28 protein-coding genes are annotated in these 25954 nt (G+C 70.5%); 16 read left to right on the top strand and 12 right to left on the bottom strand.

Annotated features, from left to right (window positions below):
• Nucleotides 1–57 precede the first annotated feature (57 nt).
• A complete protein-coding gene (locus CSIV_RS16145; protein ID WP_077052343.1) occupies nucleotides 58–843 on the bottom strand; it encodes a CPBP family intramembrane glutamic endopeptidase in 786 nt (261 codons plus the stop codon).
• A 370-nt stretch (nucleotides 844–1213) separates the two neighbouring features.
• Between CSIV_RS16145 and CSIV_RS16140 the strand changes: the two genes are divergently transcribed.
• The 5 genes from CSIV_RS16140 to CSIV_RS16120 all read left to right on the top strand — a co-directional run bounded on the left by CSIV_RS16140 (nucleotide 1214) and on the right by CSIV_RS16120 (nucleotide 6997).
• The gene (locus CSIV_RS16140; protein ID WP_083696726.1) at nucleotides 1214–1651 is read left to right on the top strand and encodes an SHOCT domain-containing protein; all 438 of its coding nucleotides are present in this window, start codon (nucleotides 1214–1216) and stop codon (nucleotides 1649–1651) included.
• Between the two features lie 77 nt (nucleotides 1652–1728).
• On the top strand, nucleotides 1729–3420 hold the full coding sequence (locus tag CSIV_RS16135; protein ID WP_083735179.1) for an MFS transporter: 1692 nt from the start codon (nucleotides 1729–1731) through the stop codon (nucleotides 3418–3420).
• On the top strand, nucleotides 3417–4934 hold the full coding sequence (locus CSIV_RS16130; RefSeq protein WP_077052342.1) for a leucyl aminopeptidase family protein: 1518 nt from the start codon (nucleotides 3417–3419) through the stop codon (nucleotides 4932–4934). The genes CSIV_RS16135 and CSIV_RS16130 overlap by 4 nt, the downstream gene beginning before the upstream one ends.
• A 45-nt stretch (nucleotides 4935–4979) precedes the next feature.
• Nucleotides 4980–6545 (top strand): SLC13 family permease, encoded by a 1566-nt coding sequence (locus CSIV_RS16125; protein WP_077052341.1) that lies wholly within the window; start codon nucleotides 4980–4982, stop codon nucleotides 6543–6545.
• On the top strand, nucleotides 6542–6997 hold the full coding sequence (locus CSIV_RS16120) for a hypothetical protein (RefSeq protein ID WP_238592393.1): 456 nt from the start codon (nucleotides 6542–6544) through the stop codon (nucleotides 6995–6997). Before CSIV_RS16125 ends, CSIV_RS16120 begins: the two co-directional genes overlap by 4 nt.
• A gap of 14 nt (nucleotides 6998–7011) precedes the next feature.
• Here the strand turns inward: CSIV_RS16120 and CSIV_RS16115 are convergent, their stop codons facing one another.
• From CSIV_RS16115 to CSIV_RS16095, 4 genes are all read right to left on the bottom strand, one after another.
• Nucleotides 7012–8034, bottom strand: a complete 1023-nt coding sequence (locus CSIV_RS16115; RefSeq protein ID WP_175627637.1) for a hypothetical protein — start codon at nucleotides 8032–8034, stop codon at nucleotides 7012–7014.
• Nucleotides 8022–9182, bottom strand: a complete 1161-nt coding sequence (locus CSIV_RS16110) for a sensor histidine kinase (protein ID WP_077052339.1) — start codon at nucleotides 9180–9182, stop codon at nucleotides 8022–8024. The genes CSIV_RS16115 and CSIV_RS16110 overlap by 13 nt, the downstream gene beginning before the upstream one ends.
• Entirely contained in the window at nucleotides 9179–9832 is a 654-nt protein-coding gene (locus tag CSIV_RS16105; protein WP_077052338.1) for a response regulator transcription factor, read from the bottom strand. Before CSIV_RS16105 ends, CSIV_RS16110 begins: the two co-directional genes overlap by 4 nt.
• A gap of 429 nt (nucleotides 9833–10261) precedes the next feature.
• Nucleotides 10262–10552 (bottom strand): hypothetical protein, encoded by a 291-nt coding sequence (locus tag CSIV_RS16095; RefSeq protein WP_077052720.1) that lies wholly within the window; start codon nucleotides 10550–10552, stop codon nucleotides 10262–10264.
• A gap of 135 nt (nucleotides 10553–10687) precedes the next feature.
• On the opposite strand from CSIV_RS16095, the gene CSIV_RS16090 reads away from it, so the two are divergent.
• The gene (locus CSIV_RS16090) at nucleotides 10688–11614 is read left to right on the top strand and encodes an aldo/keto reductase (RefSeq protein WP_077052336.1); all 927 of its coding nucleotides are present in this window, start codon (nucleotides 10688–10690) and stop codon (nucleotides 11612–11614) included.
• A 10-nt stretch (nucleotides 11615–11624) separates the two neighbouring features.
• On the opposite strand, the gene CSIV_RS16085 is transcribed toward CSIV_RS16090, so the two are convergent.
• The 4 genes from CSIV_RS16085 to CSIV_RS16070 form a co-directional block, all read right to left on the bottom strand.
• Nucleotides 11625–12638 carry a hypothetical protein gene (locus tag CSIV_RS16085; RefSeq protein WP_077052335.1) on the bottom strand — a complete coding sequence of 338 codons (1014 nt, stop codon included), beginning with the start codon at nucleotides 12636–12638 and terminating at the stop codon, nucleotides 11625–11627.
• Nucleotides 12625–13140, bottom strand: coding sequence for an RNA polymerase sigma factor (locus CSIV_RS16080; protein ID WP_077052334.1), 516 nt, complete (start codon nucleotides 13138–13140; stop codon nucleotides 12625–12627). The genes CSIV_RS16085 and CSIV_RS16080 overlap by 14 nt, the downstream gene beginning before the upstream one ends.
• A gap of 291 nt (nucleotides 13141–13431) precedes the next feature.
• Complete coding sequence (locus CSIV_RS16075) at nucleotides 13432–14274, bottom strand: NAD-dependent epimerase/dehydratase family protein (protein ID WP_077052333.1); 843 nt, start codon at nucleotides 14272–14274, stop codon at nucleotides 13432–13434.
• A 121-nt stretch (nucleotides 14275–14395) separates the two neighbouring features.
• Nucleotides 14396–14800 carry an Asp23/Gls24 family envelope stress response protein gene (locus tag CSIV_RS16070; RefSeq protein ID WP_077052332.1) on the bottom strand — a complete coding sequence of 135 codons (405 nt, stop codon included), beginning with the start codon at nucleotides 14798–14800 and terminating at the stop codon, nucleotides 14396–14398.
• A gap of 120 nt (nucleotides 14801–14920) precedes the next feature.
• On the opposite strand from CSIV_RS16070, the gene CSIV_RS16065 reads away from it, so the two are divergent.
• The 6 genes from CSIV_RS16065 to CSIV_RS16040 all read left to right on the top strand — a co-directional run bounded on the left by CSIV_RS16065 (nucleotide 14921) and on the right by CSIV_RS16040 (nucleotide 19581).
• Entirely contained in the window at nucleotides 14921–15463 is a 543-nt protein-coding gene (locus CSIV_RS16065) for an RNA polymerase sigma factor (RefSeq protein WP_077052331.1), read from the top strand.
• Between the two features lie 4 nt (nucleotides 15464–15467).
• Entirely contained in the window at nucleotides 15468–16037 is a 570-nt protein-coding gene (locus CSIV_RS16060; protein WP_077052330.1) for a hypothetical protein, read from the top strand.
• Nucleotides 16037–16354, top strand: coding sequence for a hypothetical protein (locus tag CSIV_RS16055; RefSeq protein ID WP_077052329.1), 318 nt, complete (start codon nucleotides 16037–16039; stop codon nucleotides 16352–16354). Before CSIV_RS16060 ends, CSIV_RS16055 begins: the two co-directional genes overlap by 1 nt.
• 71 nt (nucleotides 16355–16425) lie before the next feature.
• A complete protein-coding gene (locus tag CSIV_RS16050; protein ID WP_077052328.1) occupies nucleotides 16426–17274 on the top strand; it encodes an SDR family oxidoreductase in 849 nt (282 codons plus the stop codon).
• Between the two features lie 61 nt (nucleotides 17275–17335).
• Nucleotides 17336–18424 carry a pyridoxal-phosphate dependent enzyme gene (locus CSIV_RS16045; RefSeq protein ID WP_237488630.1) on the top strand — a complete coding sequence of 363 codons (1089 nt, stop codon included), beginning with the start codon at nucleotides 17336–17338 and terminating at the stop codon, nucleotides 18422–18424.
• A complete protein-coding gene (locus tag CSIV_RS16040; RefSeq protein WP_077052327.1) occupies nucleotides 18421–19581 on the top strand; it encodes a cystathionine gamma-synthase in 1161 nt (386 codons plus the stop codon). The genes CSIV_RS16045 and CSIV_RS16040 overlap by 4 nt, the downstream gene beginning before the upstream one ends.
• Nucleotides 19582–19802: 221 nt before the next feature.
• On the opposite strand, the gene CSIV_RS16035 is transcribed toward CSIV_RS16040, so the two are convergent.
• Complete coding sequence (locus CSIV_RS16035) at nucleotides 19803–20438, bottom strand: NADPH-dependent F420 reductase (RefSeq protein ID WP_077052718.1); 636 nt, start codon at nucleotides 20436–20438, stop codon at nucleotides 19803–19805.
• A 344-nt stretch (nucleotides 20439–20782) separates the two neighbouring features.
• Here CSIV_RS16035 and CSIV_RS16030 point away from each other — a divergent pair, with 344 nt between their 5' ends.
• The 4 genes from CSIV_RS16030 to CSIV_RS16015 are packed head-to-tail and all read left to right on the top strand — an operon-like array spanning nucleotide 20783 to nucleotide 23600.
• On the top strand, nucleotides 20783–21580 hold the full coding sequence (locus CSIV_RS16030) for a sulfite exporter TauE/SafE family protein (RefSeq protein WP_175627636.1): 798 nt from the start codon (nucleotides 20783–20785) through the stop codon (nucleotides 21578–21580).
• Nucleotides 21581–21613: 33 nt separating this feature from the next.
• Entirely contained in the window at nucleotides 21614–22063 is a 450-nt protein-coding gene (locus CSIV_RS16025) for an FAS1-like dehydratase domain-containing protein (protein ID WP_077052326.1), read from the top strand.
• Complete coding sequence (locus CSIV_RS16020) at nucleotides 22060–22464, top strand: MaoC/PaaZ C-terminal domain-containing protein (protein ID WP_077052325.1); 405 nt, start codon at nucleotides 22060–22062, stop codon at nucleotides 22462–22464. Before CSIV_RS16025 ends, CSIV_RS16020 begins: the two co-directional genes overlap by 4 nt.
• A complete protein-coding gene (locus CSIV_RS16015) occupies nucleotides 22464–23600 on the top strand; it encodes a UDP-N-acetylmuramate dehydrogenase (protein ID WP_077052324.1) in 1137 nt (378 codons plus the stop codon). Before CSIV_RS16020 ends, CSIV_RS16015 begins: the two co-directional genes overlap by 1 nt.
• 61 nt (nucleotides 23601–23661) lie before the next feature.
• Here the strand turns inward: CSIV_RS16015 and CSIV_RS16010 are convergent, their stop codons facing one another.
• Both CSIV_RS16010 and CSIV_RS16005 read right to left on the bottom strand, forming a co-directional pair.
• On the bottom strand, nucleotides 23662–24555 hold the full coding sequence (locus tag CSIV_RS16010) for an endonuclease domain-containing protein (RefSeq protein WP_077052323.1): 894 nt from the start codon (nucleotides 24553–24555) through the stop codon (nucleotides 23662–23664).
• Between the two features lie 143 nt (nucleotides 24556–24698).
• Nucleotides 24699–25898 carry a pyridoxal phosphate-dependent aminotransferase gene (locus CSIV_RS16005; protein WP_077052322.1) on the bottom strand — a complete coding sequence of 400 codons (1200 nt, stop codon included), beginning with the start codon at nucleotides 25896–25898 and terminating at the stop codon, nucleotides 24699–24701.
• Between the last annotated feature and the right edge of the window lie 56 nt (nucleotides 25899–25954).

Here is a 25954-nt window from a genome sequence, read left to right as displayed (position 1 = left end):
GAGCTCTCGGGGTCGTGCACCTCGGATCAGCGACGGGCCACTGCAGCCCGCGCACCCTCACACTCCCGTCGAAGCGGCGCGCTTTTCGCGTCTTTCGGCCGTGTCCTGCCGGATGCAGCTGATCAGCAGCACGAGCACGAGCGCCCAGAGCAGGGCTTGGACGACGACGTTGATCGGCGAAGGGTCGAGGTTGTCCGCGGATCTGGAGGTGAGATCGCCGCTCGATACGCGGAGGGTGAAGTCGTTGAGTGCGTGGAGTCCCATCGCGATCCACAGCCGGCCGGTCGCCCGGAAGACGCCGTAGAACACGGCACCCGATGTCGCTGTGACGACAACCTGGAACGCGACGAAGCCGACCCCGGTCCCGGCGAGGACGCTGCCGAGGGCGTGAGCCGCACCGAACATCAACGAGGTGACGAGGAGCGTCACCGTTTCGCCATGATGGGCACGGATGCTGGCGCGGAGAACACCGCGGAAGTACAGCTCTTCTCCCACGCCCACCAGGATGTTGACGAGCACGATCACGACGATCACCGCGGCGCTCCAGGCTCCCCAGGGGGTGCCCGCAAGTAGGACGATCGACTGGATCAGCAGAAGCGCCGGGAACGCGAGCATCCACCATCGCCGGGGATGTGTCTCGAATGCCGCGGGCGTGCGCCAGACGTGCTTCGTCCACCCTGCCCACCACACGAACCAGACACCGGCCGCGACGAGCGGGATCAGCACCGGGAAGTGGCCGAGGGAGAGCTCGGCGACGTCGTCCTCCGTCGAGATCCCTTCGGTCAGGAGCTCGGCGACGCCGCCGGCGAGGGCGACGTAGACGATCGCGGCGACCAGTCCCACCCAAAACCGTCGGGGCACCCGCTCCGCGGGTGTCTCGGTCGCCGGCGGATGCGCGTTCGCCGGCGTGTGTCGTCGATCGGAGGGCCCTGTCGTCACCACAACTCCGTTCCGCGACGCGAGGGAGTCGCTCATCGACGCCGCGTCTCCCTTCATCCTCGCAGCATCCATCGATCGAGTGCGAGACCGAGCTCCCGGCGGGGTCAATCCAGGCTCGCCGCGAGACCGGCGTTCCACGCGTGAGAAACCCCGCGCCACACCGCCCCCACTTCTAGGGGTTCTCGGCCCCGATATCGCTGTTCCGCCCTGTGCAGCGAGGGGGCGGCTTTTATTCTGGCGAGGCTTCGCGTCGTCAACCCGAAAGGCACGTCCCGTGCGATTCTCTGAGACCATCACTCCCATCTCCGCCGTCGAATATCACGGATTCTGGGGTTCGTTCTGGGACCTGATCTGGTGGTTCCTGGCCGTCTTCATCTTCATCAGCTACCTGTTCGTCCTCTTCTCCGTGATCGGCGACCTCTTCCGCGATCGGAAGCTGAACGGGTGGGCGAAGGCGGCGTGGGTCATCTTCCTGGTGTTCTTCCCGATCCTCACCGCGCTGGTGTACCTCATCGTCCGCGGTCGCGGGATGGGGGAGCGCAGCCAGGCTCAGGCCGCCCGGTACGAGGAGGCCCAGGCCGCCTACATCAAGTCCGTCGCGGGTCAGACGCTGACGCCCGCGGATGAGATCGCGAAGGCGAAGGCGCTCCTGGATGCCGGGACGATCTCGCAGGCCGAGTTCGACCGGTTGAAGGTCAAGGCGCTCGGCTGAGCCGACCCCTCCACCATCCGAAGGAGAGCGCCGGTGCCCGGCGCCGGCGCTCTCGAAGTCCCACTGGGAAGGTCACGATGACGGATACGAAGACCTCGGCCGCGACGACCACGGGCACCGCGTCGTGGCTTCCGCTCATCGTCGTGGTGTTGACGCAGGTTCAGGCGTCTTTCGCCGTGAACGCGCTCACCGTCTCGATGGCGGGGATCACGACCGATCTGAACACTCCGGCGACCTCGGTCGGAACGGCCATCACCGCGGGCACGTTCGCGATGGCCGCCTTCATCCTTCTGGGGGCGAAGATCGGCGCGCGCTTCGGCACCCGCGGTGTCTTCCAGATCGCGGTCGCCATCCACGCGGCGGCCATGGCGGGCGTCGCGTTGAGCCTCAGCCCGGCGATGCTGTTCATCGCGCAGGCGTCGTCGGGTGCCGTCATCGCCCTGATCGCGCCGGCGTTGACGGTGTTCATCGCCACCAACTACAGCGGTGATCGTCAGGCGAAGGCGATCGGGCTCCTGGCCGCGGCCATCCCGCTCGCCGGCATCCTCGCCCTCCTCCTGGCCGGCTGGTTCGCCGAGACCATCGGGTGGCGGTACTCCTTCGCCCTCATGGTCGCCCTCGGCGTGGTCAACCTGGTGCTCAGCTTCCGGTTGAAGCGCGTCCCGGCGCAGCGCGATCTCCGCATCGACTGGACGGGCGCGCTCCTGGCGGCGGTGTCCATCATCCTGCTGAGCTTCGGTTTCTCGGGGCTGAACTCGTGGGGCCTGTGGCTGGCCACCGCGCAGGCGCCCTTCGACGTCCTGGGCGTCTCGCCCGCGCCGCTCCTGATCATCCTCGGGCTGATCGGCGGCCAGCTGTTCTTCCTGTGGGTCGGCAAACGTCAGCGCGAGGGCGCCCCGCGCATCTTCGACCTGCGGGTGCTGGCATCCGGAACGGAACTCGCCATCACGGCGTGCATGTCGATCATGCTGTTCGTCGGCACCGCGGCCAACTTCCTCATCCCGCTGTACATGCAGGTGGTGCAGGGGCTGACCGGCATCCAGACGTCGTTCTCGATCATCCCGTACACGATCTCGATCTTCCTGGCGTCGACGTTCGTCGCCTACCTCTACAAGGTCGCGCCGCCGCGGATCATCGGGTCGGTCGGGTTCGTGGTGGTCGCGGCGGCGCTGTCGCTGATCGCGTTCACGATCCGGGGCGACTGGGGTCAGGCGTTCATCGTCGTGGGGCTCGTCCTCCTCGGCCTCGGTCAGGGAGCGATCGTCGCCCTCGTGTTCAACACGCTCCTCTCGTCCGCTCCGAAGCAGCTCGCGGGCGATGTGGGGGCCTGGCGCGGTCTCGTCCACAACCTCAGCGGTTCCGTGGGAATCGCCGTGGCGAGCGCCTTCGCCGTCGGCATCCTGGCCGCGACCCTGCAGGCGAGCGCCGAGGCGCACCCCGAGATCTCTCCTCAGCTGATCAGCGAGGTCAACATCAACGAGGCCGACTTCCTCACGAACGCCCAGTTGGAGGCGGTCCTTCGGACGACGAGTGCGTCCGAGGCCGAGACCGCCGCCGCGATCCAGGTGAACGAAGAGGGACGCGTGCTCGCGCTGAAGGTGTCGCTGCTCGCGCTCGCGGGCCTCGCGCTGCTGGCGATCATCCCGGCGACCCGCATGCCGGGCCGTATCGCCGGAGAACTGCCCGAGAAGGTGGAGCCCGACGATCCGGATGCCATCGACGCGAGCATCCCCCTCAACCCGGTGGCCCAGAAGGAGGCGTCGTCATGACGCAGGGAACAGCATCCATCGACTCCCCGTCCGTGCCGGGCCTCGTCGAGCTCGACGCGGTCGTCGTCACCCGGGGTGACGGCGCGGAGGACACCGAGGCCGTCGGCTACGTGGTCTTCGCCGAGGGCGAGGTGCCATCGGCGCTCGGACTCGATCGCGCGGCGCTCGTGCGCGCCGGCTTCGACGCGAAGGTGGGGAGCACGCTCTCCCTCCCGGTCGCGTCCGGGCCCGATCTCGTCGCGGTCGGCGGGGGCGCCCCGAGCGACCTGACCCCCGCGCTCCTGCGGGACGTCGCGGCCGCGTTCGCGCGCGCCGCAGCCCGTCGGGCGCGGGTCGCGCTCGTCGTGGACGGCGGCGTGCCGGACGGCGCGGGCGAGGTCGAGGCCGCCGCGCTCGTCGAGGGAATTCTCCTCGCGCGCTACGGATACACCGGTCTGAAGTCGGAGTCGAAGCGCGTCCCGCTCGCCGCGCTGCAGCTCTCGCTCGAGGGCGTCGCCGACGATGCCTTCGAGCGGGGGACGGCCACGGCACGCGTCGCCGCGCGCGCCGCCGTCGTCGCACGCGACCTCGCGAACACCCCGCCCGGACGCCTCACGGCGACACGGATGGCGGAGGTCGCCGTCGAGCTCGGTGCAACGTACGGGTTCGACGTCGAGGTGTTCGACAAGGCCGCCCTCGTCGAGCTCGGCTGCGGTGGTCTGCTCGGGGTGAACCAGGGGTCGTCCGAGGAACCGCGCATGGTCAAGCTCGTCTACCGTCCGGCGGGCGGTGGCGGCCGCCACCTGGGGCTCGTCGGAAAGGGCATCATGTACGACTCCGGCGGGATCAGCCTCAAGCCGTCCGACCCCATGCATCTCCTCATGAAGATGGACATGGCGGGGGCCGCGGCCGTGCTCGGCGCCTTCACCGCCCTGCGTGACAGCGGCGTCTCGGCCGCGGTCACGGGCTGGCTGATGTGCACCGACAACATGCCCTCCGGAACGGCGTACAAGCTGGGCGACGTCCTCGTCGCCCGCGACGGGACCACCGTCGAGGTGAAGAACACCGACGCCGAGGGGCGCCTGGTGATGATGGATGCGCTCGCGCTCGCCGTGGAGGACGAGGTGGATGCCATCCTCGACATCGCCACCCTCACGGGCGCCGCGCTGATGGCCCTCGGTGGATCGACCGCGCCGGTCTTCTCCAACGACGACGCCACGGCCGACCTGGTCCTCGCGGCCTCCGCCGCCACCGACGAGCCGGTGTGGCGGCTGCCGCTGGAGAAGAAATACCGGCCGCAGCTGGATTCCGCGATCGCCGACATGTCCAATCTCGGCGGCCCCTACGCGGGAGCGACGACCGCCGCGCTGTTCCTGTCGCACTTCGTGCGCGACATCCCCTGGGCGCACATCGACATCGCCGGGACCATGCAGACGGAGAAGGACGATTCCTGGCGCTCGGCGGGGGCGACGGGCTTCGGCGCGCGTCTGCTGCTGCACGCCGCCGCGCACTTCGGATCGGACGCGTCCGCCTGACCGCGGACGTCCGACCTCCCCCTCCTCCTTCGAATCGGTGCCGAGATGGACCCTGTCGTCGCGACGCTGACGATCCTGCTGCTGGCCGTCGTCGCCTTCGTGAGCAACCGCGTCCCGCTCGGCGTCGTGGCGATCGGTGTCGCTCTTGCGCTGTACTTCACGGGAGTGCTGCCGTTGTCGGCGGCGCTCTCCGGCTTCGGCGACCCGACGGTCCTCTTCATCGCGGCGCTCTTCGTCGTGAGCGAATCGCTGGATGCCACGGGGGTCACGGCCTGGGCGGGAAAGATGGTGATCGCGCGAGCGGGCACCCGTCGTATCTCCCTCCTCATCGTCCTCAGCCTGCTGGTCGCGGGTCTGACGGCCCTCATCAGCGTCAACGGCGCCGTGGCGGCGCTCCTCCCGCTCGTCGTGGTGGTCGCGGCGCGGGCGGGCATCCACACCTCCCAGCTGCTCATGCCGCTGGCCTTCGCCGCGCACGCGGGGTCGATGCTGCTGCTCACGGGGACGCCCGTGAACATCATCGTGTCGGAGGTGGCGGTCGAGAACGGCGGCCACGCGTTCGGCTTCTTCGAGTTCGCCGCCGTGGGCGCGCCGCTGCTGATCGGCACCGTGGCGATCCTGGTGATCTTCGGCGGCCGCCTCCTGCCCGAGCGCAACGGCGGAGTGATGTCCGTCGACCTGTCCGACCACGCGCGGCTCCTCCGCCGGCAGTATTCGCTCGAGGGCGACACCGGGCTGATCCTGGGACCGGCTCGGGGGGTGACCGAGGTCATCGTGCCCCCTCGGTCGCCGCTGATCGGGGTGCGGCTGACTCCGGGAATGGTCACGCCCAGCGGCGATCTGGTGCTGTTGGCCGCGCGCCGCGGCGAGGAGGTCCTCCGCGAGGGCGAGTTCCGTGCGCGGCTCGGCGACGTGCTGCTGCTCCAGGGGGCGTGGGACGATCTGGTCGCCCGCACCGAGGGACCCGAGGTCCTGGTCGTGGACACCCCCGCGCAGCTGCGGCGTTCGGTTCCGCTGGGCGTCGGCGCCAAACGCGCGATGACGATCGTCGGACTCATGGTCGTGCTGTTGGCCACGGGGCTCGTTCCTCCTGCGGTCGCGGCTCTCCTCGCCGCGTGCGCGCTGGTCGTGACCCGGACGGTGTCACCGTCGCAGGCGTATCACTCGATCTCCTGGACGACGGTCGTGCTGATCGCCGGAATGATCCCGCTCTCCACGGCCTTCACCGAGACCGGCACGGCCGATCTCGTCGCCGGGTGGCTCCTCGCCGTCGTCGGCGATGCCGGTCCCCAGATCGCGCTGCTGGCCCTGGTCGTCCTCACCGTCGTGCTGGGCCAGCTCATCAGCAACACGGCGACGGTGCTCATCGTCGCGCCGATCGCGGTGGCCGTGGCGACGACCCTCGGTGCTTCCGTGCAACCGTTCATGATGGCGCTCACGGTGGCGGGAGCGGCATCCTTCCTCACGCCGATCGCGACCCCGGCGAACCTGATGGTGCTCGAGCCGGGCGGATACCGGTTCGGCGACTACTGGAAGCTCGGTATTCTCCTGGCCGTGTTCTTCGTCGTCATGGCCGTGTTCTACGTGCCCCTGATCTGGCCGCTCTCGTGAGCGCCACCCCACGCCGCGTCTCGTGGCCGAGAAGGCTGCGACTTCGGGCGACGGATCTCGTCGACGTCTTCGTCTACCTCGTGGTGCTGGGAGCCTTCATCCAGCTCTTCCCCAGTGTCATCGCGGAGTCGTTCCTCCTCGCCCTCCTCACCGCCGTCGTCCTCAAGATCGTGCTGGAGGTCGTGCTGACGGTGAAGAAGGCGACGGTCGCGAGACTGCGCGGTGCGCGCACGGGAGCGACGCGCGCGGTCAACATCGCCACGCTCGTCCTCCTGCTTCCCGGAAGCAAGTTCGTCGTCCTGGAGCTCGTCGCCCTCTTCTTCGGCGACGCCGTGAGGCTCGGCGGATTCTGGGCGGTGACCCTCCTGGTCGCGGTGCTGACCCTCGCTCGAGGCCTGGTGAGGTCCGTCCTGGATTCCTCGCCCGCGCCGCACCGCGACACCGCTCTCTGACCTTCGGGGCGGTGTCAGGATGCCGAGGTGTCCGGGCGCATCCCGACGTCTCGGCCGGCGTGGTCGAAGGCCGCCCGCACCGTGCCACCGGTCGTCCCGGCGACGGCGGACACCGCGGCCCTCCGCCCCGGGGGGAGCCTGCGCACGGTCACGTGCTCGAGCCCGGGCAGCTCGAGGATTCCCACGATCCGGTCGGCGAGGTCGTCCGAGATCCCCTCGTCGTCGATGGTCCCGCCGCCGATGAGGAGGACGCGGACACCCCCGTCGCGGGCCGTGTCGACGGCGGCGGTGACGCGCGGGTGGAACAGGTCTCCGGCGCGCAGCCGATCTCGGATCCGGCCCTCGACGATGCCGATCCGGCGCTGGGTGGGCTCGTCGAGGTATTCGGTCCCGGCGATGTCGAGGAGGACGGGTTCGCTCTCGTCGGTGACGCGGGCGAGTTCGTCCTGGTACGCGCGCGTCGCCGCCACGGCCGCCTCGGAGAGCATCTCGGCGCGCTCGCGATCGGACCGCGCGGACGTCTCGCGTCCGACGATGCGGCGGAGGGTGCTGAGCCAGATGAAGCCGATGGCGCCGGCGACGAGCGGCCCGGACACGATCCGTCCCCAGGACGGGTCGGTCTGGTCGCTCACGAGTGCCCAGGCGGTGCCGGCCGCGATGAGCAGGGCGAGGCAGACGCCGCCGACGAGCGGTCGGCCGCGGGGGATGAGGAGCGCGATCGGGTACGACGCGAAATCGAACAACCACACGACGTGCGACACGTCCGGGGAGGTCAGCACGATCACGGTGATCGTCGCCCCGAGCGTCACCACGGCTGCGGTCGGTGCCGCCGGCAGTCGCCCCCGGGGCGGCAGGGTCACCGCGACGGCCGCGACGGCCGCCAACGCGTAGGCGAGGAGCACCGGGGCCGTGTCGACGTCGAAGGCGCGCACCTCCAGACCGTGCGCGATCCCCGTCATCCACACGAACAGGAGGGCGACCCGCGCGGGGAGTCCGTCGAGGCCCGATCCGGCGGAGGGCGGAATCATGGATGCCACTCCACGACCACCGTCGTGCCCGCCGGCGAACTGTCGATGCGGGCGTCGCCGCCGGGCAGGTCCCGCATCCGGCCGATCACGCTGGAGCGCACCCCCAGACGTTCGAGCGGAATCCGTTCGAGGACGAAACCCGGGCCGGTGTCCGTCAGCGATACCGAGAGGGCTCCCTCAACGGCGCGCACGCTCGCCTCCACCGTGCAGTCCGGGGCGTGACGTGCGACATTGCGTGCGGCCTCGGCCACGGCCGCGCACACCGTTTCGGTGGCCCGCGTCGGCACCCACGAGGCATCACCGTCGCCCGTGAGCGTCACCTCCGGCAGGATCTCCCGCAGCTTCGCCGAGACCCGGCTCTGCGCGTCAAGGCCGGTGATCATCGTCCCGTCGTCGGGTGCGACGAGCGTTCCTCGCAGACGGCGGAGAGTGCGCCCGGCCTCGGTCCGCACCACGTCGGGCGTGGGGCCGGTGAGATGGAGGGCGACGGAGAACACCGAGAGCAGCTCGTCGTGCACGACGCGCGCGAGCTGCTCCTCGCGGCGCGCCCGCGCATCCAGCACGGCACGACGAGCCTCCTCGGCGCGCGCGGCGTTCTCGGCCCTCGACAGGGCGAGCAGACGCGACCGCATGGCGAGGAACAGCACGGCGAAGACGACGTTGCCCAGGTGGAGCGGCGTCTGGGCGGCGATGAGATCGGGTACCCGCCCCAGGAAGACGATCCCCGACAGTGCGGGGAGGAAGGCGGCCACGAGCGGGAAGATCACCGCCACGGGGGGAGCGGCCAGCAGGACGAGATAGCAGACGGCCACGGATTCGAACCGCCAGACCCAGGGGAACAGCGCGTCGGGGTCGGGGCCGCGGTACGCGAGGAACACGGTCGTCTCCAGCACGATCACCAGAACCACGACCGCGGCCCACGTGATCTGCAGGACCGCCTCCGGCGCGCGCCCGCCCACGACCGCGTTCGTCAGGACGAGGACGACCATCGCCGCCCCCAGCCCGTTCCACCAGAGGCTGAAGGAGCCGACCTGGCTCGTGGCCCGCGTGAACTCCGCCACGACCAGCACGACGGCCGAGAGCGACATGAGCATGCCGAGCGATCGGTCGACCGAGGGGCTCCGATCGCCGGCGCTGAGGGGATGCCGGATTCTCATCGTCCGAACTCGACGATGCCGTCCTCGACCGCCCGCCTGAGCAGATCGACCTTGGTGGTGGCCGTCCGCTCGACCGCGGCGTACTTGGCGCGCACTCGGCGGATGTGGTCCAGAACGGTTTCGCGCGAGATGTGCAGCAGAAGTGCCACGTGTTCCGCCGTCTCGCCCGACGCGTAGAGTCCGAGGACCTCCGCCTCCCGCGTCGACAGGGCGGCATCGACGAAAGGGGTGTCCTGATCCAGCGCGGCCGCCCAGTCCGTCGTCGCCGACACCTCTCCGTTGTGCACCGCTCGCACGGCGTCGATGACGACGCGGGGGGATTCGCTTTTCCGAATCATTCCGTCGGCCCCCGCCCGCGCGGCATCCCGTATCAATTGCGGGCGGTCGCCGGACGTGTACGCGATGATCCGCGCGTGCGTTCCGGAAAGAGCGGCGATGTTCTCCGCCGGACTGGAGCGATCCGCCAGGACCAGGTCGAGGAGCACGACATCGAGCGACGGAGAATCACGGAGGAGCTGGTTGACGGTCGAGCCCGTCGTCAATACCCGGAGGTCGGGTTGGGCGTTGAGAAAAGCGGCCGTGCCGATCACCACCGCGGGATGATCGTCGACGATCCCGATGCGGATGATTTTTCTTCCCCCCGGCGGCACGCTCGAATGCTACCGCGGCAGGTCGCGAAAAAGCCCGAGGGCGGACGACGACGTCCTCTCGGGCTCTTTCTTTCTCTGCCGTTCGGGACCGGCTCGAGTTAATTTGTTTAGTTAAATCGGTTGAATTTTTATTCCGGTGGGCTTTTTCTGCTCACCGCACAGGCAGAGCTTGATTCAGCGAGATCTCGCGTGAATCGAAGAGCCCTCGCTTCGCCACGACCATGGTGTAACCCAGGGACCGTAATTCGTGAGCGACCTCCGGCGTCAGGGGACGACGATCGATCTTCTCCCACCCGGTGGCGAGCCGGTATCCGTGCGTGACGGTGCGTACACGTGCCATTGACTTCCTCCCGCGCTCATCGTGGCAGTAAGTGGATCCATTTGCGAAATTCACTGGTTACGTGAACATGAACGGGATCTCTGAAGGGTCTATATTCGCGGTCGGCGACCGTTTCCGGTGAGTTCTCCCCAATCGGCGGCCGGGCCCCCGCCGGGCCGGAGAGATGACAGGAATGCCATGTGCACCTGGAAACAGGCCACTCGAAGAGAGCCGGCCCAGCCGATGACCTCGTCGTCGTGCACCGCCTTGTACATCACCCGATCGCCGGGCGAAACGCGGCGGATCTCGACCCGCCCGTACTCGTGGCCGTGCGGGTCGATCATCCGCCACGTGCCGGTGGGACCCTCGACTGCGGCGAGGATCGGATGCCACTGCGTCACGGGTGCCGGAACCCTTCTCCGGCCGAGGAGGATCACGGTACCCCCGACCGCCGACACGGGCCACCGCTCGCGACGAGGAACCCGGACGGCGTGGGCGACCCGGGGGATGTCGGCGGCACGCACTAGCGTCGTTCCATGAGCGATGAGCCCGTCCCGGTCGCGGCCCTCGGGCTCGGCCTCGCAGCGGTGGGACGCCCCGCCTACATCACCACCGGTCGCGCCGCCGACCTCGGCGACGCCGCCGGTCGCACGGTCCCGGCGATGCGCGCACGCAGCCACGACCTGCTCGATGCGGCGTGGGATCTCGGCATCCGCTACATCGACGTCGCCCGGTCGTACGGGTTCGCCGAAGAGTTCCTGGGCGCCTGGTTTCACCGACACCCCGACCGTGCGTCGCAGATCACGATCGGGTCGAAGTGGGGGTACGCCTACGTCGGGGGATGGCGAATGGATGCCGCGGTGCACGAGCGGAAGGAGCACTCGGTGGCGATGTTCCGACGGCAATGGCCCGAGACGCTCGCGGCGCTGGGACGCGCGCCCGACATCTACCTGATCCACTCCGTCACGCCCGACAGCCCGGCGCTCGGCGACGCCGAGCTTCTCGCCGACCTCCGACAGCTCGCCGAGGCGGGGGTCCGCGTGGGGCTGTCGACCAGCGGCCCGCATCAGGGCGCGGTGCTCGACGCGGCGCGGACCCTCGACGCCTCGCCGTTCTCGGTGGTGCAGGCCACGTGGAATCTGCGCGAGAGCTCGGTCGGGCCGGCGCTCGCGCGCGCCCACGACGAGGGATGGACCGTCGTCGTGAAAGAGGCGCTCGCGAACGGGGAGCTCGCGGCCGATCCGCCGGCCGAGGCCGCGGGCGAGGCGGGCGACGTCTTCGCCCTGGGCGCCGCGCGTGCGCAGACCGGCGTCGACATCGTCCTGAGCGGGGCGTCGACCCGCGACCAGCTGCGTCGCGGGGTGGAGGCGCCCGCGGTGCCGGTCACGGATGCCGCGCTCCGACGGCTCGCGGACGACCCGGAACGGTATTGGCGTCGGAGATCCGAGCGACCTTGGCGGTGAGGCGCGGCCGCTACGGCGCGGCGGGAGCGGGGGGCGCGTCCGGGCGATCCTCGACGTCCCACAGCGTGTAGGAGGTCACGGAACCGGCCGGGAGCCCGAGGGTGTCGTCGGCGGCCCGCAGGCTCGTCTCGACCCCGAGGATCCGCCCCGAGTCCAGGGAGACGAGAAGGGTGGCATCCGTGTTCGGGGTACTGGTCGGAATGCCGCCGAGTCCGATCGCCGCGCGCCCCACCCGATCGGTCGTGCGGCCCAGGACCCGGACATCGGCGGCCTCCCGGACGACATCCAGGAGCGCGGACTCCTGTGCGTCGCTGAAGGTCCACTCGCCGAGCAGCGTCTGCACCCCGATGATGGCGTCGCCGGAGGGGAGTGGCGTCTGCGGACCGACCGCCGTCGCCACCAGTTCCCGCATCGCGTCGATCGTCGCCGACGGCGGATCGATCGAGAGCGGACGGAACTGTCCGCGGATGAAGGACGCGTCGCCCACCACCGTGCCCGGCGCGGGGTCGTCGGCGGGGACGGTGTCGCCGGCCGCGTCGGTCGATTCCGCCACCGTCGTGACCACCGAGCCCGACAGGTCGGTGTTCCACGACACGTCGACCCACTCGCGGCGGAACACCGTCGCGTCGGGCTCTCCGACGGTGGCGCTGAAGAACCACCCGAGCGTGAGCGATCGGCGCACCGCGTCGTCGCGCCCGGGGTTGTGCGCGAGACGATCCTGCGCGGCGGTGAGGAGGGCGGGCACGTCATCGTCCACCGCCGCGTACTTCAGCGGCTCGGGCGTCAGCGCGGTCGCCGTCGGCGCGGGCCACCAGACGATGGTGCCCACCACGAGCGCCACCACGGCGACGGCGGCGGCGGCGAGGCCCGGCAGCACACGCCGGCGGCGGGCGGCGATCGCCCGCGGGGGTCGCTCGAGGATCTCCCGGAGGCGCCGCTCGGCGGCGAGGGGCACCGGCGCGTCCGCCGGCGTCCGCGCGGGGTCGAGAGCACGCAGCGCGCGTGCGAGGTCATCGTCGCTCACCGGGCACCTCCTCCCACGGAGTGCGAGCGTCCTGCAGCGCGGGACGCAGCCGCGTCCGCACCCTGTTCAGGCGGGTCCAGACGCTTCCGGGACTGATTCCCATGACCACGGCCACCTCGGCGGCGGACAGGTCTTCCCAGTACGTCAGCCAGAGGATCTCCCGTTCGTGATCCGGCAGAGCGCGGACGGCCTCCACCAGTCGTCGGGTCATCTCCGAGTCGGATCCGGCCGCGAGGGTGCGCACGTGGTGCTCGATGTGGATCCACAGCGCCTCCTCCCGGTCGCGGCGTCGGTATTCGTTGGCGATGAGGTTGCGCGCCGTGCGGTACAGCCACGGCAACCCGAACGGCTCGGACGGCACGTGCTTGCGCCACGCGATCTCGAAGCAGTCCATCGTGAGGTCGGCGGCCGCTTCGCTGTCGGAGACCCGGCGTTCGATGAACCGTCGGACGGCCGTGTAGTGCTCGCGGAACAGCCCGACGAACTCGCTCTCGTCCTTCATGGGCGCGCGTTCCCGTGCGCTCGACAGTGCTGTGTCGGCCGCACCCGGATCCTTACACGCCGGCGTCGCCGAACTTTTTCCGGAGGCGCTGTAAGGATTCCGGATCGGCAGACACCACACAGATGGGGGCGGGCGCCCCAAGGTCGCCCGACTGCCCGCGCCAGGCGGATGTTCGGATCTGAGGCCGGCGGGTGAGGGGTTGCGTCGCGTGGGGGTGACGCAACCCCTCGAATCTCCACGTGTTCCAGGATGCCAGAGCCCCCGCGCGGGCGCGGATGGGTCGTGCGCCGCTCAGCGGTCGTTGCGCCAGGAGTGCTGCGGCTCGTATCCCAGCAGGCGGCGGGCCTTGTCGATCGACAGGAGGGTGCGGGTGTCATCCAGGTCGGTGCGCGTCTCGACACCCGGGAAGACCTCGGCCACGAGCTCGGCATTGGGGCGCGTCATCACGGTGTCGGCGGCGGCGATGATGAACGTGTCGAAGCCCGCGGGGGCGTTCTCGAGCGCACGCTGCACGGCCTGGGCGCCGTCGCGCGCGTCGATGTAGCCCCACAGGTTCCACTTCCGCGTCCGCGCGTCGGCGTCGAACGGGAACTCGGCGTAGTCCTCCGGCACCATGACGTTCGAGAAGCGGAGCGCCGTGATCGACAGCTCGGGGTGCCAGCGCACGAGCTCGGTCGCGAGCCGTTCCTCGAGCACCTTCACGAGCGAGTACACCGACTCGGGGCGGGGGGCGTAGTCCTCGTCCACGGGGATGTAGGGAGGGTCGATGGCGAAGGGGAGACCCAGCACGGTCTCGCTCGAGGCGTACACGACACGGTGGATGCCGAGCCGCACCGCGGCCCAGAACACGTTGAACGTGCTCGTCATGTTGTTGTGGAAGGTCGCGATGTCGGACCGGATGCCGGGAGCCGGGATGGCGCCGAGGTGCACGAGCGCGTCGATGCCGTCGTGCTGATCGTTGACCCCCGCCAGGGCGTCGATGACCTGGCCGTAGTCGGTGAGGTCGACCTGCACGAAGCCGGGTCCGCGCTCGCCGCGGACGTCGAGGCCGATGACCTCGTGACCCGCGGCGCGGAGCTCGCGCGCGACGACGGTACCGAGTTTGCCGGACGAGCCGGTGAGAGCGATGCGCATGGGCGTCCTTCGATCGGGGGCGTGATCACGACGTTACCGGCAGCCCGGCGCCGCGCGGCCGCCTCGACGGCGAAAGGCCCGCGCCGTCACGTGTCGCGGCGCGGGCCCCGGGGAAGCGGCGTCAGTTGACGCGGGCCTCGGGCTGCTCGTCGTCGTCGTCGCCCGGGATGTAGACGTCCACGACCGTGACGTTGATCTCGGCGACCTTCATGCCGACGAGCTCGGTGATGGCCTGGTGCACGGCGGCGCGGACGTTGGAGGCCACGCGCTGCAGCTGCTCGGGGTAGTCGACCTGGATGTCGATGTCGGCGGCGACCTCGGTCTCGCCGACCTCGACGCTCACGCCCTGCGCGTGGTCCTTCGCGCCGACGGCCTGACGGATGTTGCCGATGACGCGGGCGGCTCCGCCGCCGAGCGCGTGCACGCCGGGGACCGAGGCGGCGGCGATGCCGGCGACCTTGGCGACCACGGGGTCGACGATGACGGTCTTGCCGACCTCGGGGGTGGTGGGAGTGGTGGATGCCATGAGTTCGTCCTTTCGTCAACCGTCCGCGCGCTTCGGGCGCGGGGTGTTTCGCTATGTGGACGAGCCGGATTCGCGATTCGTCACGAAACCCGACCTGGAAATCTGCTGACAGGAACAGGCATGACCTCTTTGTCCACCGCGACCGACGCGTTCCTCGCGTCGCGCGCGGCTGACGGTGATCAGATCGCCTTCGGGGTGCTCGTGCGTCGTCACGCCCCGTTCCTGGTCGCCTTCGCCACGAAGCTGACCGGCTCCCGCGCCGACGCCGATGATTGCGTGCAGGAGGCGCTCATCACCGCGTGGCGGCGACTGCCCGACCTCGCCGAACCCGAGAAGGTGCGCAGCTGGCTGACGACCATCGTGTCCCGCAAGGTGACCGATCGGATGCGTTCGCGGAAGATCTCGGAGCAGATCGACGAAGAGATGGTGTCGGTCGGAGATGACCCGGAGCGCTCGGTTGTGGCATCGTCGCAGATGGACGCGTTGAAGAAGGTCCTGGCCGATCTCCCCGAAGAACTGCGCGTCGTGTGGGTGCTGCGCGAGATCGGCGGCCACAGCTACGACGAGATCGCGACCGAGGTCGGCGAGACCGCCGCCACCGTACGCGGGCGGCTCGCCCGGGCGCGCAAGACCGTGTTGGAACGCATGCAGGAGTGGAGGTGATCGAATGAGTGACGACGTGGACGACGTGGGCGGTTCGGGATACTCGCTCGAGGATCTCTCCGCGTATCTCGATCGAGGGCGTACCCCCCGGATCCCCGCGATCGAGCGCAATGCCGAATGTCAGGCCCTCCTGGCATCCATGGAGCGGATGGGCCACCTCTCGCGCGAGATCGTCGATGAGCAGGCCGCCGAACCGCTGGCGGAGTCCTGGTACGACGAGATCATGCGCGAAGTGATGCGCGAGTTCCGCGCCGGGCGCGACATCCCCCTCGCGCGCACCGCGGACGGCACGCAGCTCGTGGTGACCGAGGGCGCCCTCTACGAACTGATCCGCACGGTCGGGGACGACGTTCCGGGAGTGCTGGTCGGCCGTGTCCGCATCGACCAGCCGGAGCCCACGGGACCGCTGGACGTGCGGGTGACCGTGAGCGTCCTGTTCGGGTACCCGATGCAGGGCACGGTGGAGCTCATGCGCGACGGCATCCGTGCGGCGATCGAGCGCCACGGCGAACTTCGGGTGGGGCGCGTGGACGTCACCGTCGGTGACGTGCACGTCGATGTGGAGGACGAATGATGACGGAAACCGCTGCCGATCTCGCACCGCGCATCGACCTGGCCGTGACCGCCGTCGCCGGCGTCCGCGAGTCATACTCGGCACGCCCCGTCGTGGCGCGTGCGTACGAGCGGATGGCCGAGGTCGAGGGCTCCCTCGCGGCGGTCGACGAGACCACGGGCGCCCGCGCGGTGACCGTCTGCATCGGCGTGTCCACGGATGACGACAGCGCGGCGGTCGCTTCGGCGGTCGCCGAGGCTGTGCGCCAGGCGGGAGCGAACGCCCCGGCCGACACCGTGCGCGTCCGGGTCGCACGCCTGGTGGCCCCGCGATCCTGAGCGCTCGCGCGGCCACCTCCCCGCGCCGCGGAATACGCTGAGAGGACTCTCTCTTCCCCCACGGAGGACGCATGCCCGACCAGCCCGTCATCGCCGTCACCGGATCGACCGGAGCCGTCGGAGGGCGCGTGGCCCGCGACCTCGCGGCCCGCGGCATCCGGCAGCGTCTGCTCGTCCGCGACGCGTCGCGGGCTCCCGCACTCGAGGGCGCCGAGGTCCACGTCGCCCGCTACTCCGACGCGGATGCCGCCGCCGACGCGCTCGCCGGCGTCGAGACGTTGTTCATGGTCTCCGCGTCCGAGACGGCCGACCGGGTCGAGCACCACCGGACGTTCGTCGAGGCCGCCGCGCGCGCGGGTGTCCGGTCGATCGTCTACACGTCGTTCTTCGCCGCGGCCCCCGACGCGGTGTTCACCCTGGGACGGGACCACGCGGCCACCGAGGAGCTCATCCGGGCGTCGGGGATGTCGTGGACGTTCCTGCGCGACAACTTCTACATGGACATGATGGAACTCTTCGCGGGCGACGACGGTGTCATCCGCGGTCCCGCGGGCGAGGGGCGCTGCTCGCTCGTGTCGCGGTCGGACGTGGCCGCCACGGCCGTCGCGGTGCTCCTGGACCCCGCCGCCCACGCCGACCGGACGTACGACCTCACCGGGCCCGAAGCGCTGACGCTAAAGGAGGTCGCGCAGAAGATCTCCGCCGTCCGCGGCCACCCCGTGCGGTACGTCGACGAGACGCTCGACGAGGCCTATGCCTCGCGTGCGGTGTACGGCGCCCCGCCCTGGCAGGTGGAGGCGTGGGTGACCACGTACACCGCGATCGCGAGCGGCGATCAGGCTCCCGTCTCCGGCGACGTCGAGGCCGTGACCGGACGTCCCGCGCAGACTTTCGAGGAGTTCCTCGGCGCGGTCGCGTGAGCGCCCGGTCCCCGGGGGCCGGGATCGTCGGGTATGCTGACCGCGTGCTGACCTGTCGCTGTTGTCGCTGAACGCCCCCGCGTTCTTCTTCGACGACCCCGTCAGCCGCGCCCTCGGGCGCATCGACCCCCAGGACTCCATCGTGCGTTACGCCCAGAGCGTCGCCGACCTCGTCGGCAACACCCCCCTCGTCCGTCTGAACCGCGTGACCGACGGCATCGCCGCCACGGTCCTGGCGAAGATCGAGTACTTCAACCCCGGCGGCTCCGCCAAGGACCGCATCGCGGCCAACATCATCGACGCCGCCGAGCGCGACGGCTCGCTCCGCCCGGGCGGCACGATCGTCGAGCCGACCAGCGGCAACACCGGCGTCGGTCTCGCGCTCGTCGCGCAGCAGCGCGGTTACCGCTGCGTCTTCGTCGTGCCCGACAAGGTCGCCGAGGACAAGCGCGCGGTGCTCCGCGCGTACGGCGCGGAGGTCGTGGTGACCCCGACAAACGTCGAACCGGACGACCCGAACTCGTACTACAGCGTCTCGGACCGTCTCGTCCGCGACATCCCCGGCGCGTTCAAGCCGAACCAGTACGCCAACCCGAACGGGCCGCGCAGCCACTACGAGACCACGGGTCCCGAGATCTGGCGCGACACCGAGGGTGCGCTCACCCACTTCGTGACGGGCGTCGGCACGGGCGGCACGATCAGCGGCACCGGCCGGTACCTGCGCGAGGTCGCCGGATCGTCGGTGCGCATCGTCGGCGTCGACCCGGTCGGTTCCATCTACTCGGGCGACGACATCCACGGCTACGACGTCGAGGGTGTCGGCGAGGACTTCTGGCCGCCGGCGTTCGACCCCACGGTGGTCGACGCGTACGAGCGCGTCTCGGATGCCGAGTCGTTCGCAATGACCCGTCGCCTCGCCCGCGAGGAAGGGCTGCTCGTCGGCGGCTCCAGCGGCATGGCCGTCGTCGGCGCCCTCCGGGTGGCCCGCGACCTCCCCGCCGACGCCGTCGTCGTGGTCCTCCTCCCCGACCACGGCCGCGGCTACCTCAGCAAGATCTTCGACGACCAATGGATGACGGCGCGCGGCTACGACGTCGAGCCCGTGGCATCCGTCCTTCCCGCACACAGCACCCAGGAGCACTCCGCATGAGCACCCACGACGCCGCGCGCGGCTTCGACAGCCTCGCCGTCCACGCGGGACAGGCCTTCGACCCGACGACCGGCGCGGTCATCCCGCCGGTGCACCTGTCGACGACGTACGCGCAGGACGGGATCGGCGGCCTCCGCGGCGGTTACGAGTACGGCCGGAGCGGCAACCCGACGCGCACCGCGCTCGAGACGCAGATCGCCGCTCTCGAGGGCGGCGCCCGCGCGCTGTCGTTCGCGTCCGGACTCGCCGCCGAGGACGCGCTGCTGCGCGCCGCCCTCGTCCCGGGCGACGAGGTGCTGCTCGGCAACGACGTGTACGGCGGCACCTACCGCCTGCTCGCGCGGGTGCTGGGGCCCTGGGGCGTGACGCTCCGCGTCGTCGACATGAGCGACCTGGATGCCGTGGCCGCAGCGATCGAGGAGCGCAGCCCCCGCATGGTCTGGGTCGAGACGCCCAGCAACCCGATGCTGCGCATCACCGACATCGCAGGTCTCGCGCGCCTCGGCCACGCGGCCGGCGCGATCGTCGTCGTCGACAACACCTTCGCCTCCCCGGCGCTCCAGCGCCCCATCGCGCTCGGCGCCGACGTCGTCGTGCACTCGGCCACCAAGTACCTCGGCGGGCACTCCGACGTCGTCGGCGGCGCGCTCGCGTTCGCGGACGCCGACCTGGCGGAGAAGACGCAGTTCCTGCAGTTCGCGGCCGGGGCCGTCTCGGGTCCGTTCGACGCGTACCTGACCACCCGCGGCATCAAGACGCTCGGCATCCGGATGGAACGCCACAGCGCCAACGCGCAGGCCGTCGCCGAGCACCTCGCCGGGCACGACCGCGTCGCGAAGGTGTACTACCCGGGACTCCCGACCCACCCCGGCCACGCGCTCGCGGCGTCGCAGATGAGCGCCTTCGGCGGCATCGTGTCGCTCGAGCTCGCCGACGGCGCGACCGCGCGCCGCTTCGCCGAGTCGACGCGCCTGTTCACCCTCGCCGAGTCGCTCGGCGGCGTCGAGTCGCTCGTGAACTACCCGGATGCCATGACCCACGCGTCGGTGCGCGGCACCGAACTCGCGGTGCCCGACACGATCGTCCGCCTGTCGGTGGGCATCGAGTCGGCCGATGACCTCGTGGCCGACGTGGACCGGGCGCTCGCCGCGCTCTGACACGCCGCGCTCCTGCCGCGCGGGGTGCTGCCGCGCCGGGTGCTGCGGCGCCCGGGCTTTGCCGCGCCGGGTGCTGGCATCCATAAACACGATTCGCGCGTATAAACACGCTGAGAGAGCGTTTATACGCGCGAATCGCGTTTATGCGTCGGATGCCGGCGGAGCGGATCCGGCGCGGTGCGGGGGCCGCGCGGTGCGGGCCCCCGCGGGCCGGGCAGGGGTCAGCGCTCGGCGGCGGCGAGGTTCTGCTCGAGCTCCTCGCGGTTCTGGCGGATGCCGTATCCCGGGGTGTCGCGCTCGATGCGCCAGCTGTCGGCGAGCGGACCGATGACGACGGTGTCGAACCCGAACCGGTCGTAGATGCCGGTGATCAGCGCGATGCCCTCGTCGGAGTCGCTCGCCGTGGCCAGCGCCCGGCGGTTCGCGGTGCCCGCGGGGGAGCCGGTCGTCAGGATCTCCGCGGAGCCGATGTGGTTGAAGGCCTTCACGACGGTGCTCTCGGGCAGGTGCTCCTGCAGCATCTGCGCGGTGGTGGTGCGCTTCTCGTCGAGCTCGGCGATGTGTCCGTCGCGCTCCCAGTAGTAGTTGTTGGTGTCGAGGACGGTCTTGCCGCGGAGCGGCTCCACGGGGATGTCGCGATACGCCTTGAGGGGGACGGTGACGACGACGATGTCGCCGGCCTCCGCGGCTTCCTGCGCGGTCGCTGCCCGCGCCCGCTCGCCGAGGGTGCCGACGAGGTCCGCGAGCGTCTCGGGACCGCGGGAATTCGCGATCACGACGTCGTACCCGTGGTCCACGAAACCCTGCGCGAGGGCCTGGCCGATGTTTCCTGCTCCGATGATTCCTACGGTGGTCATACCGGACCCGAACGAACGGGACGGCGAGCGCATTCCCGCCGATAGACGCATCGAGATAGTTAGTTAGCAGTATTAGATATCAGTGTCAAGAGGCAGCGGGTTCGGTCCGAGCCGGGTAACTTCTCTCCTGTCGCACCCTCGCGATCGTGGTCGCAGACCGGTGTTCGGGTCACCGTTCCGCTTGACCTGTGAGGGCGACGGCCCCCGGTGGACGCGGCTTCGGACCACCGGGGGCCGCTTTCTTTCCCGGGATGCCGTGACGTCGCGGTCCTCCCCGAGGTGGAAGACTGGTCCGTCGGCGGGCGCCGGCCCGCACCCCCTCGTCTCGCAAGGATTCCCGCCCCGTGATCGACACCGCCCGCCCGACCCGTTCCGCCCGCTTCTTCATCGTGTGCATCGGGGTGGGCCTCCTCGCCGGGCTCATGTCCGGCCTCTTCGGCGTCGGCGGCGGAACCGTGATCGTGCCGCTCCTGGTCCTCGCCCTGGGCTTCGACCAGCGCTTCGCCGCCGGCACCTCGCTCGCGGCGATCGTGCCCACGGCATCCGTCGGTGTCATCACCTACGCCGTCGACGGGCACGTGGCGTGGATCCCCGCGTTGATCCTCGCCGCCGGCGCGGTCGGCGGCGCGCAGATCGGCACGTGGCTGCTCCCGAAGCTGTCGCAGACGGCTCTGCGGTGGTCGTTCGTGGCGTTCCTCGTCGCGGTGATCGTGAGCCTGTACTTCGTCATCCCCTCCCGGGATGCCGAGCTCGAACTGACCTGGATCACGGGACCGGGGCTCCTCGTGCTCGGCGTGGTCACCGGCATCCTGGCCGGTCTGCTCGGCGTGGGCGGCGGGATCATCGTCGTGCCCGCGCTGCTGCTCCTCTTCGGCACGAGCGACCTCATCGCCCGCGGCACCTCGCTGCTGATGATGATCCCGACCGCGATCTCCGGCACCGTCGGCAACCTCCGCCGCTCCAACGTCGACCTCGTCGCCGCCGCCTGCGTCGGAGTCGCGGCGTGCACGACGACCGCCCTCGGCGCCTCGCTCGCGAAGCTCGTCGACCCGTTCGTCGGCAACGTCCTGTTCTCGATCTTCCTCGTCTTCATCGCCACGCAGATGGCGGTCAAGGCCGTCCGCGGACGCCACCAGCGCTGAGGTGGCCGCGGGGCGGGTCGATAGACTGAGCCGGTGCCCGTGAACCCCGAACTGGTCGGTCGTGCCTTCCCGCCCACCGCGCCGTACCTCGTCGGTCGAGAGAAGGTGCGCGAGTTCGCCCGCGCCGTCTTCGCCGACGCCCCCCAGCACTCCGACCCCGCCGCCGCTCGCGCGCTCGGCTACGCCGACGTCGTCGCGCCGCCGACGTTCGCGATGGTCGTCCAGGACCTGACACTGCAGCAGCTGCTCGGCGACCCCGACTCGGGCATCGAGCTCTCGCGTCTGGTCCACGCCGAGCAGCGCTTCCGGTACTCCCGGCCCATCGTCGCGGGCGACGAACTCACCGCGACGCTGTCGGTCACCGGCATCCGCACCCTCGGCGGCAACGCGATGATCACGAGCGAGGCGGAGATCGTGGATGCCGACGGCGCCCACGTCGTGACGACGACCAGCGTGCTGCTGGCGGGGGAGGCCGGCGCATGAGCGCGTTCACCGTCGGAGACGTCGTCGCCGAACGTTCCGTCCACCTCACCCGCGAGTCGCTGGTGCGGTACGCGGGCGCCTCGGGCGACTTCAACCCCATCCACTACCGCGACGACGTCGCCGCCGAGGTCGGGCTGCCGGGCGTCCTCGCCCACGGCATGCTGACGATGGGCGTCGCCGTCGGAACGCTCGCCGAGGTGCTCGGCGACACCGGCCGCATCCTCGAGTACGGCGTGCGCTTCACCCGGCCCGTGGTCGTCGACCCGGTCGAGGGTGCCGATCTTCACATCAGCGCCAAGGTGGGCGCGGTCGACGACGAGGCCGCCCGCATCGACCTCACCGTGACGCACGCGGGCACGACGGTCCTCGGCAAGGCGCAGGTGCGCGTGCGGCTGTCCTGATGCCCGAGATCACCCCCGTCCCGCTCTCCGAGCTGACGACGCTGCGCACGGGCGGTCTCCCCGAGCGCACGATCGAGGCGCGCACTCCCGACGAACTCGTCGGCGTCCTGCGGGATCTGTGGGCGAGCGGCGAGCCGTGGCTCGTCGTGGGCGGCGGGTCCAACCTGTTCGTCGGCGACGAGCCGTTCGAGGGCACCGTGGTGCTGGTGCGGACCGCCGGGATCGAGGAGCTGTCCGGTTCCCGCCCCGACACCGTGCGGCTGCGAGTGCAGGCCGGCCACGACTGGGATGCTCTCGTCGCCGAGACGGTGGCCCGCGGACTCGCCGGCATCGAGGCGATGTCCGGTATCCCGGGGACCGTGGGCGCCGCCCCCGTGCAGAACATCGGGGCCTACGGCCAGGAGGTCGTGCAGACCCTCGTCGAGGTCGAGCTGCTCGACGAATCCACCGGCGAGCTGTCCACCGTCGCGGCATCCGACCTGGGGCTCGGATTCCGCACCTCGGTGCTGAAACAGCACTACGGGTCGGTCGCCGAGCGCCCCGGTGTCATCGTCTCGGTGACGCTCGAGCTCGACCGCGTCGGCGACGGCGACCGGCCGATCGCGGGCGGTCAGCTGCGCGGTGCCCTGGGGCTGGATGCCGACGCGGCGGTGTCGCTGCGATGGATCCGCGAGCACGTGCTCGCCACCCGCGCGCGCAAGGGCATGGTCCTCGACGGGGAAGACCCGGACACGTGGAGCGCGGGGTCGTTCTTCCAGAACGCGATCGTCTCCGAGGCGTTCGCGCGGACCCTCCCCGTCGAGTGCCCGAAGTGGCCTCTCGGGCCCGTCGTCGACCCGGTGACGGTGATCCCGCTCGCGGCCTTCGACGGCATCGTCCCGCCGCCGGTCACGGAGTTCCGCGAGGTGAAGGTGAGCGCGGCCTGGCTCATCGAGCACGCCGGGCTCTCGCGCGGCTTCCGCTTCCCCCGCTCCCGCGCGGGGCTGTCCACCAAGCACACCCTCGCGCTGACCAATCGCGGCCGCGCGACGGCGGCCGAGATCGCCGAGCTCGCCCGTTTCGTGCAGAACCGGGTCCAGTCCGAGTTCGGTCTCCTGCTGCAGCCCGAACCGGTGCTGGTGAACGTCGAGCTTTAACGAGCGTGAGTCGCCAAGATTTGTCGCTTGCCGCGGGCCGGAGGCGACACATTTTGGCAACTCACGCGTGGGCCTGCCCGAGCAGGCGGCGGATGCGCATCAGCAGCACCTCGGGGGCGTCGAAGTCGCGGGCGGTGACCGTCGTCACGCGGTAGCCGAGCGACTCCAACTCCGCGCGACGCGATCGGTCGCGACTCCATTGCCGCGGATCGCGGTGGTAGTCGCCGTCGTACTCGATGACGAGGCGTGCGTCGCGGTAGAGCAGGTCGACGCGCGCCACGAATCGATGACCGTCGAAGATCTCGACGTTGCTCTCGGGCACGGGAAGACCGGCTTGGATCAGAAGGACACGGAGCTCGCTCTCCCTCGGCGACTCCGCCCGGTCGTCGGCGAAGTCGACGGCGAGCCGACGTCGGCGCGATCCTCTCCCGCCGAGGAACCGTCGGTGCATCCGCTCGAGGTCCGCGCGCGTCGCGAGCGGATCGCGGCACGCCAGCAAGCGGTCCGAGATGGCGGTCAGAGAGCCGACGTCGAGGAGTTCGGCAAGCTCGGCCCACGTACGTAACGGCGAACTGCAGCGCAGCCCCTCGACGTCGACGATGTCGGAAGGCTCGACGGCGAGTGAGCGGCCGGTGACTCCCGGGCGACGGATGCGATTGCATCCGCTCGGCACGCCGATGGTCGGTGACTCCTTCGCAGCTCGGCCGAGCGATGCGGGGAGAGGGAGCCCCAGAAGGACGGCCGCGGAGGGTCCGCACAGGAACGCATGATCCGGCAGAGCGCGCATCAATGCGCTCAGACGCTGCAACTCCGTGGCATCCGGTCGGCTCCGAGTTCCCGAGTACGGCGCGTCCCACCCCACCGAGCGGAGGCTGCTCGGCGAGAGTCCGTGCGCCCGCCCTTCCGCAACGGTGAACGCGATCGTGGGTCCGATGGGGCGATGCGAGAGCGGCATCCGCCGATGATGTCGCGCCCGCCGTCCGACCGTTCCTCGTTGTCCCCATGTGGAGGAGGGTCACACGCGTGAGTCGCCAGGAATTGTTGTCTCCGCGGAGGCAGAGGCGACAAATCTTGGCGACTCGCGCGAAACGACGGCCGTCAGGAGAACAGGCGCTGCAGGCGCTGCACGCCCTCCAGCAGTTCCTCGTCGCCGAGGGCGTACGACAGGCGGAGGTACCCGCTCGGGCCGAAGGCCTCACCGGGGACCACCGCGACCTCGGCCTTCTCGAGGATCAGGTCGGCGAGCTCGAGCGAGGTCGTCGGCGTGACGCCATCCCACTCGCGGCCCAGCAGACCGCGCACGTCGGGGTAGACGTAGAACGCGCCGAGCGGGTTGGGGACCTCGACGCCGTCGATCTTCGACAGCTCGCCCACGATCAGCTGTCGGCGGCGGTCGAAGGCGAGACGGAACTGCTCGGCCTCGTCCTGCGGACCGTTCAGCGCGGCGGCTGCGGCGATCTGCGCGATGTTGTTGACGTTGCTGGACAGGTGCGACTGCAGGTTGCCCGCGAGCTTGATGGCATCCGCCGGTCCGACCATCCAACCGACGCGCCAGCCGGTCATCGCGTACGTCTTCGCGACGCCGTTGACGAGGATCGTCTGCCCGGCGAGCTCGGGCACGGCCTCGACGATCGACACCGCGCGGGCGCCCTCGTACGTGAGGTTCTGGTAGATCTCGTCGGTGATGACCCAGATGCCGTGCTCGAGGGCCCAGCGGCCGATCTCGGCGGTCTCTTCGGGGGTGTAGACCGAGCCCGTGGGGTTCGAGGGCGAGACGAACACGAGGACGGTCGTCTTGTCGGTGCGGGCGGCCTCGAGCTGGGCCACGGTGACCTTGTAGTCCTGGTCGGCGCCGGCGAACACCTCGACGGGCACGCCGTCGGCGAGGGCGATGGCCTCGGGGTACGTGGTCCAGTACGGGGCCGGCAGCAGCACCTCGTCGCCGGGGTTCACCACGGTCTGGAACGCCTGGTACACGGCCTGCTTGCCGCCGTTGGTGACGATCACCTGCGACGGGGCGACCTCGAGGCCCGAATCGCGCCACGTCTTCGCGACGATGGCCTCGCGCAGCACCGGGAGTCCGGCGGCGGGGGTGTAGCGGAAGTTCGCCGGGCTGTGCAGCGCCTCGGCGGCGGCATCCACGATGAACTGCGGGGTGGCGAAGTCGGGCTCTCCGGCCGCGTACGAGATGACGGGACGGCCGGCGGCCTTCAGGGCCTTGGCCTTGGCGTCGACCTTCAGGGTGGCGGATTCGGCGATGGCGGAGAGCTTGCGGGAGAGCGGGGCGCGGTCGGTCACGGCGTAGAGCCTACTCGGCACGCCCGGGATGCCGCGGGCTCGGCGACGGGCGTCAC

The sequence above is a fragment of the Microbacterium sp. CSI-V genome, assembly GCF_001984105.1.
Taxonomy (GTDB): domain Bacteria; phylum Actinomycetota; class Actinomycetes; order Actinomycetales; family Microbacteriaceae; genus Microbacterium.
Note: the sequence above shows the minus strand (reverse complement) of the source record. Positions and strands in the feature narration are given on the sequence as shown.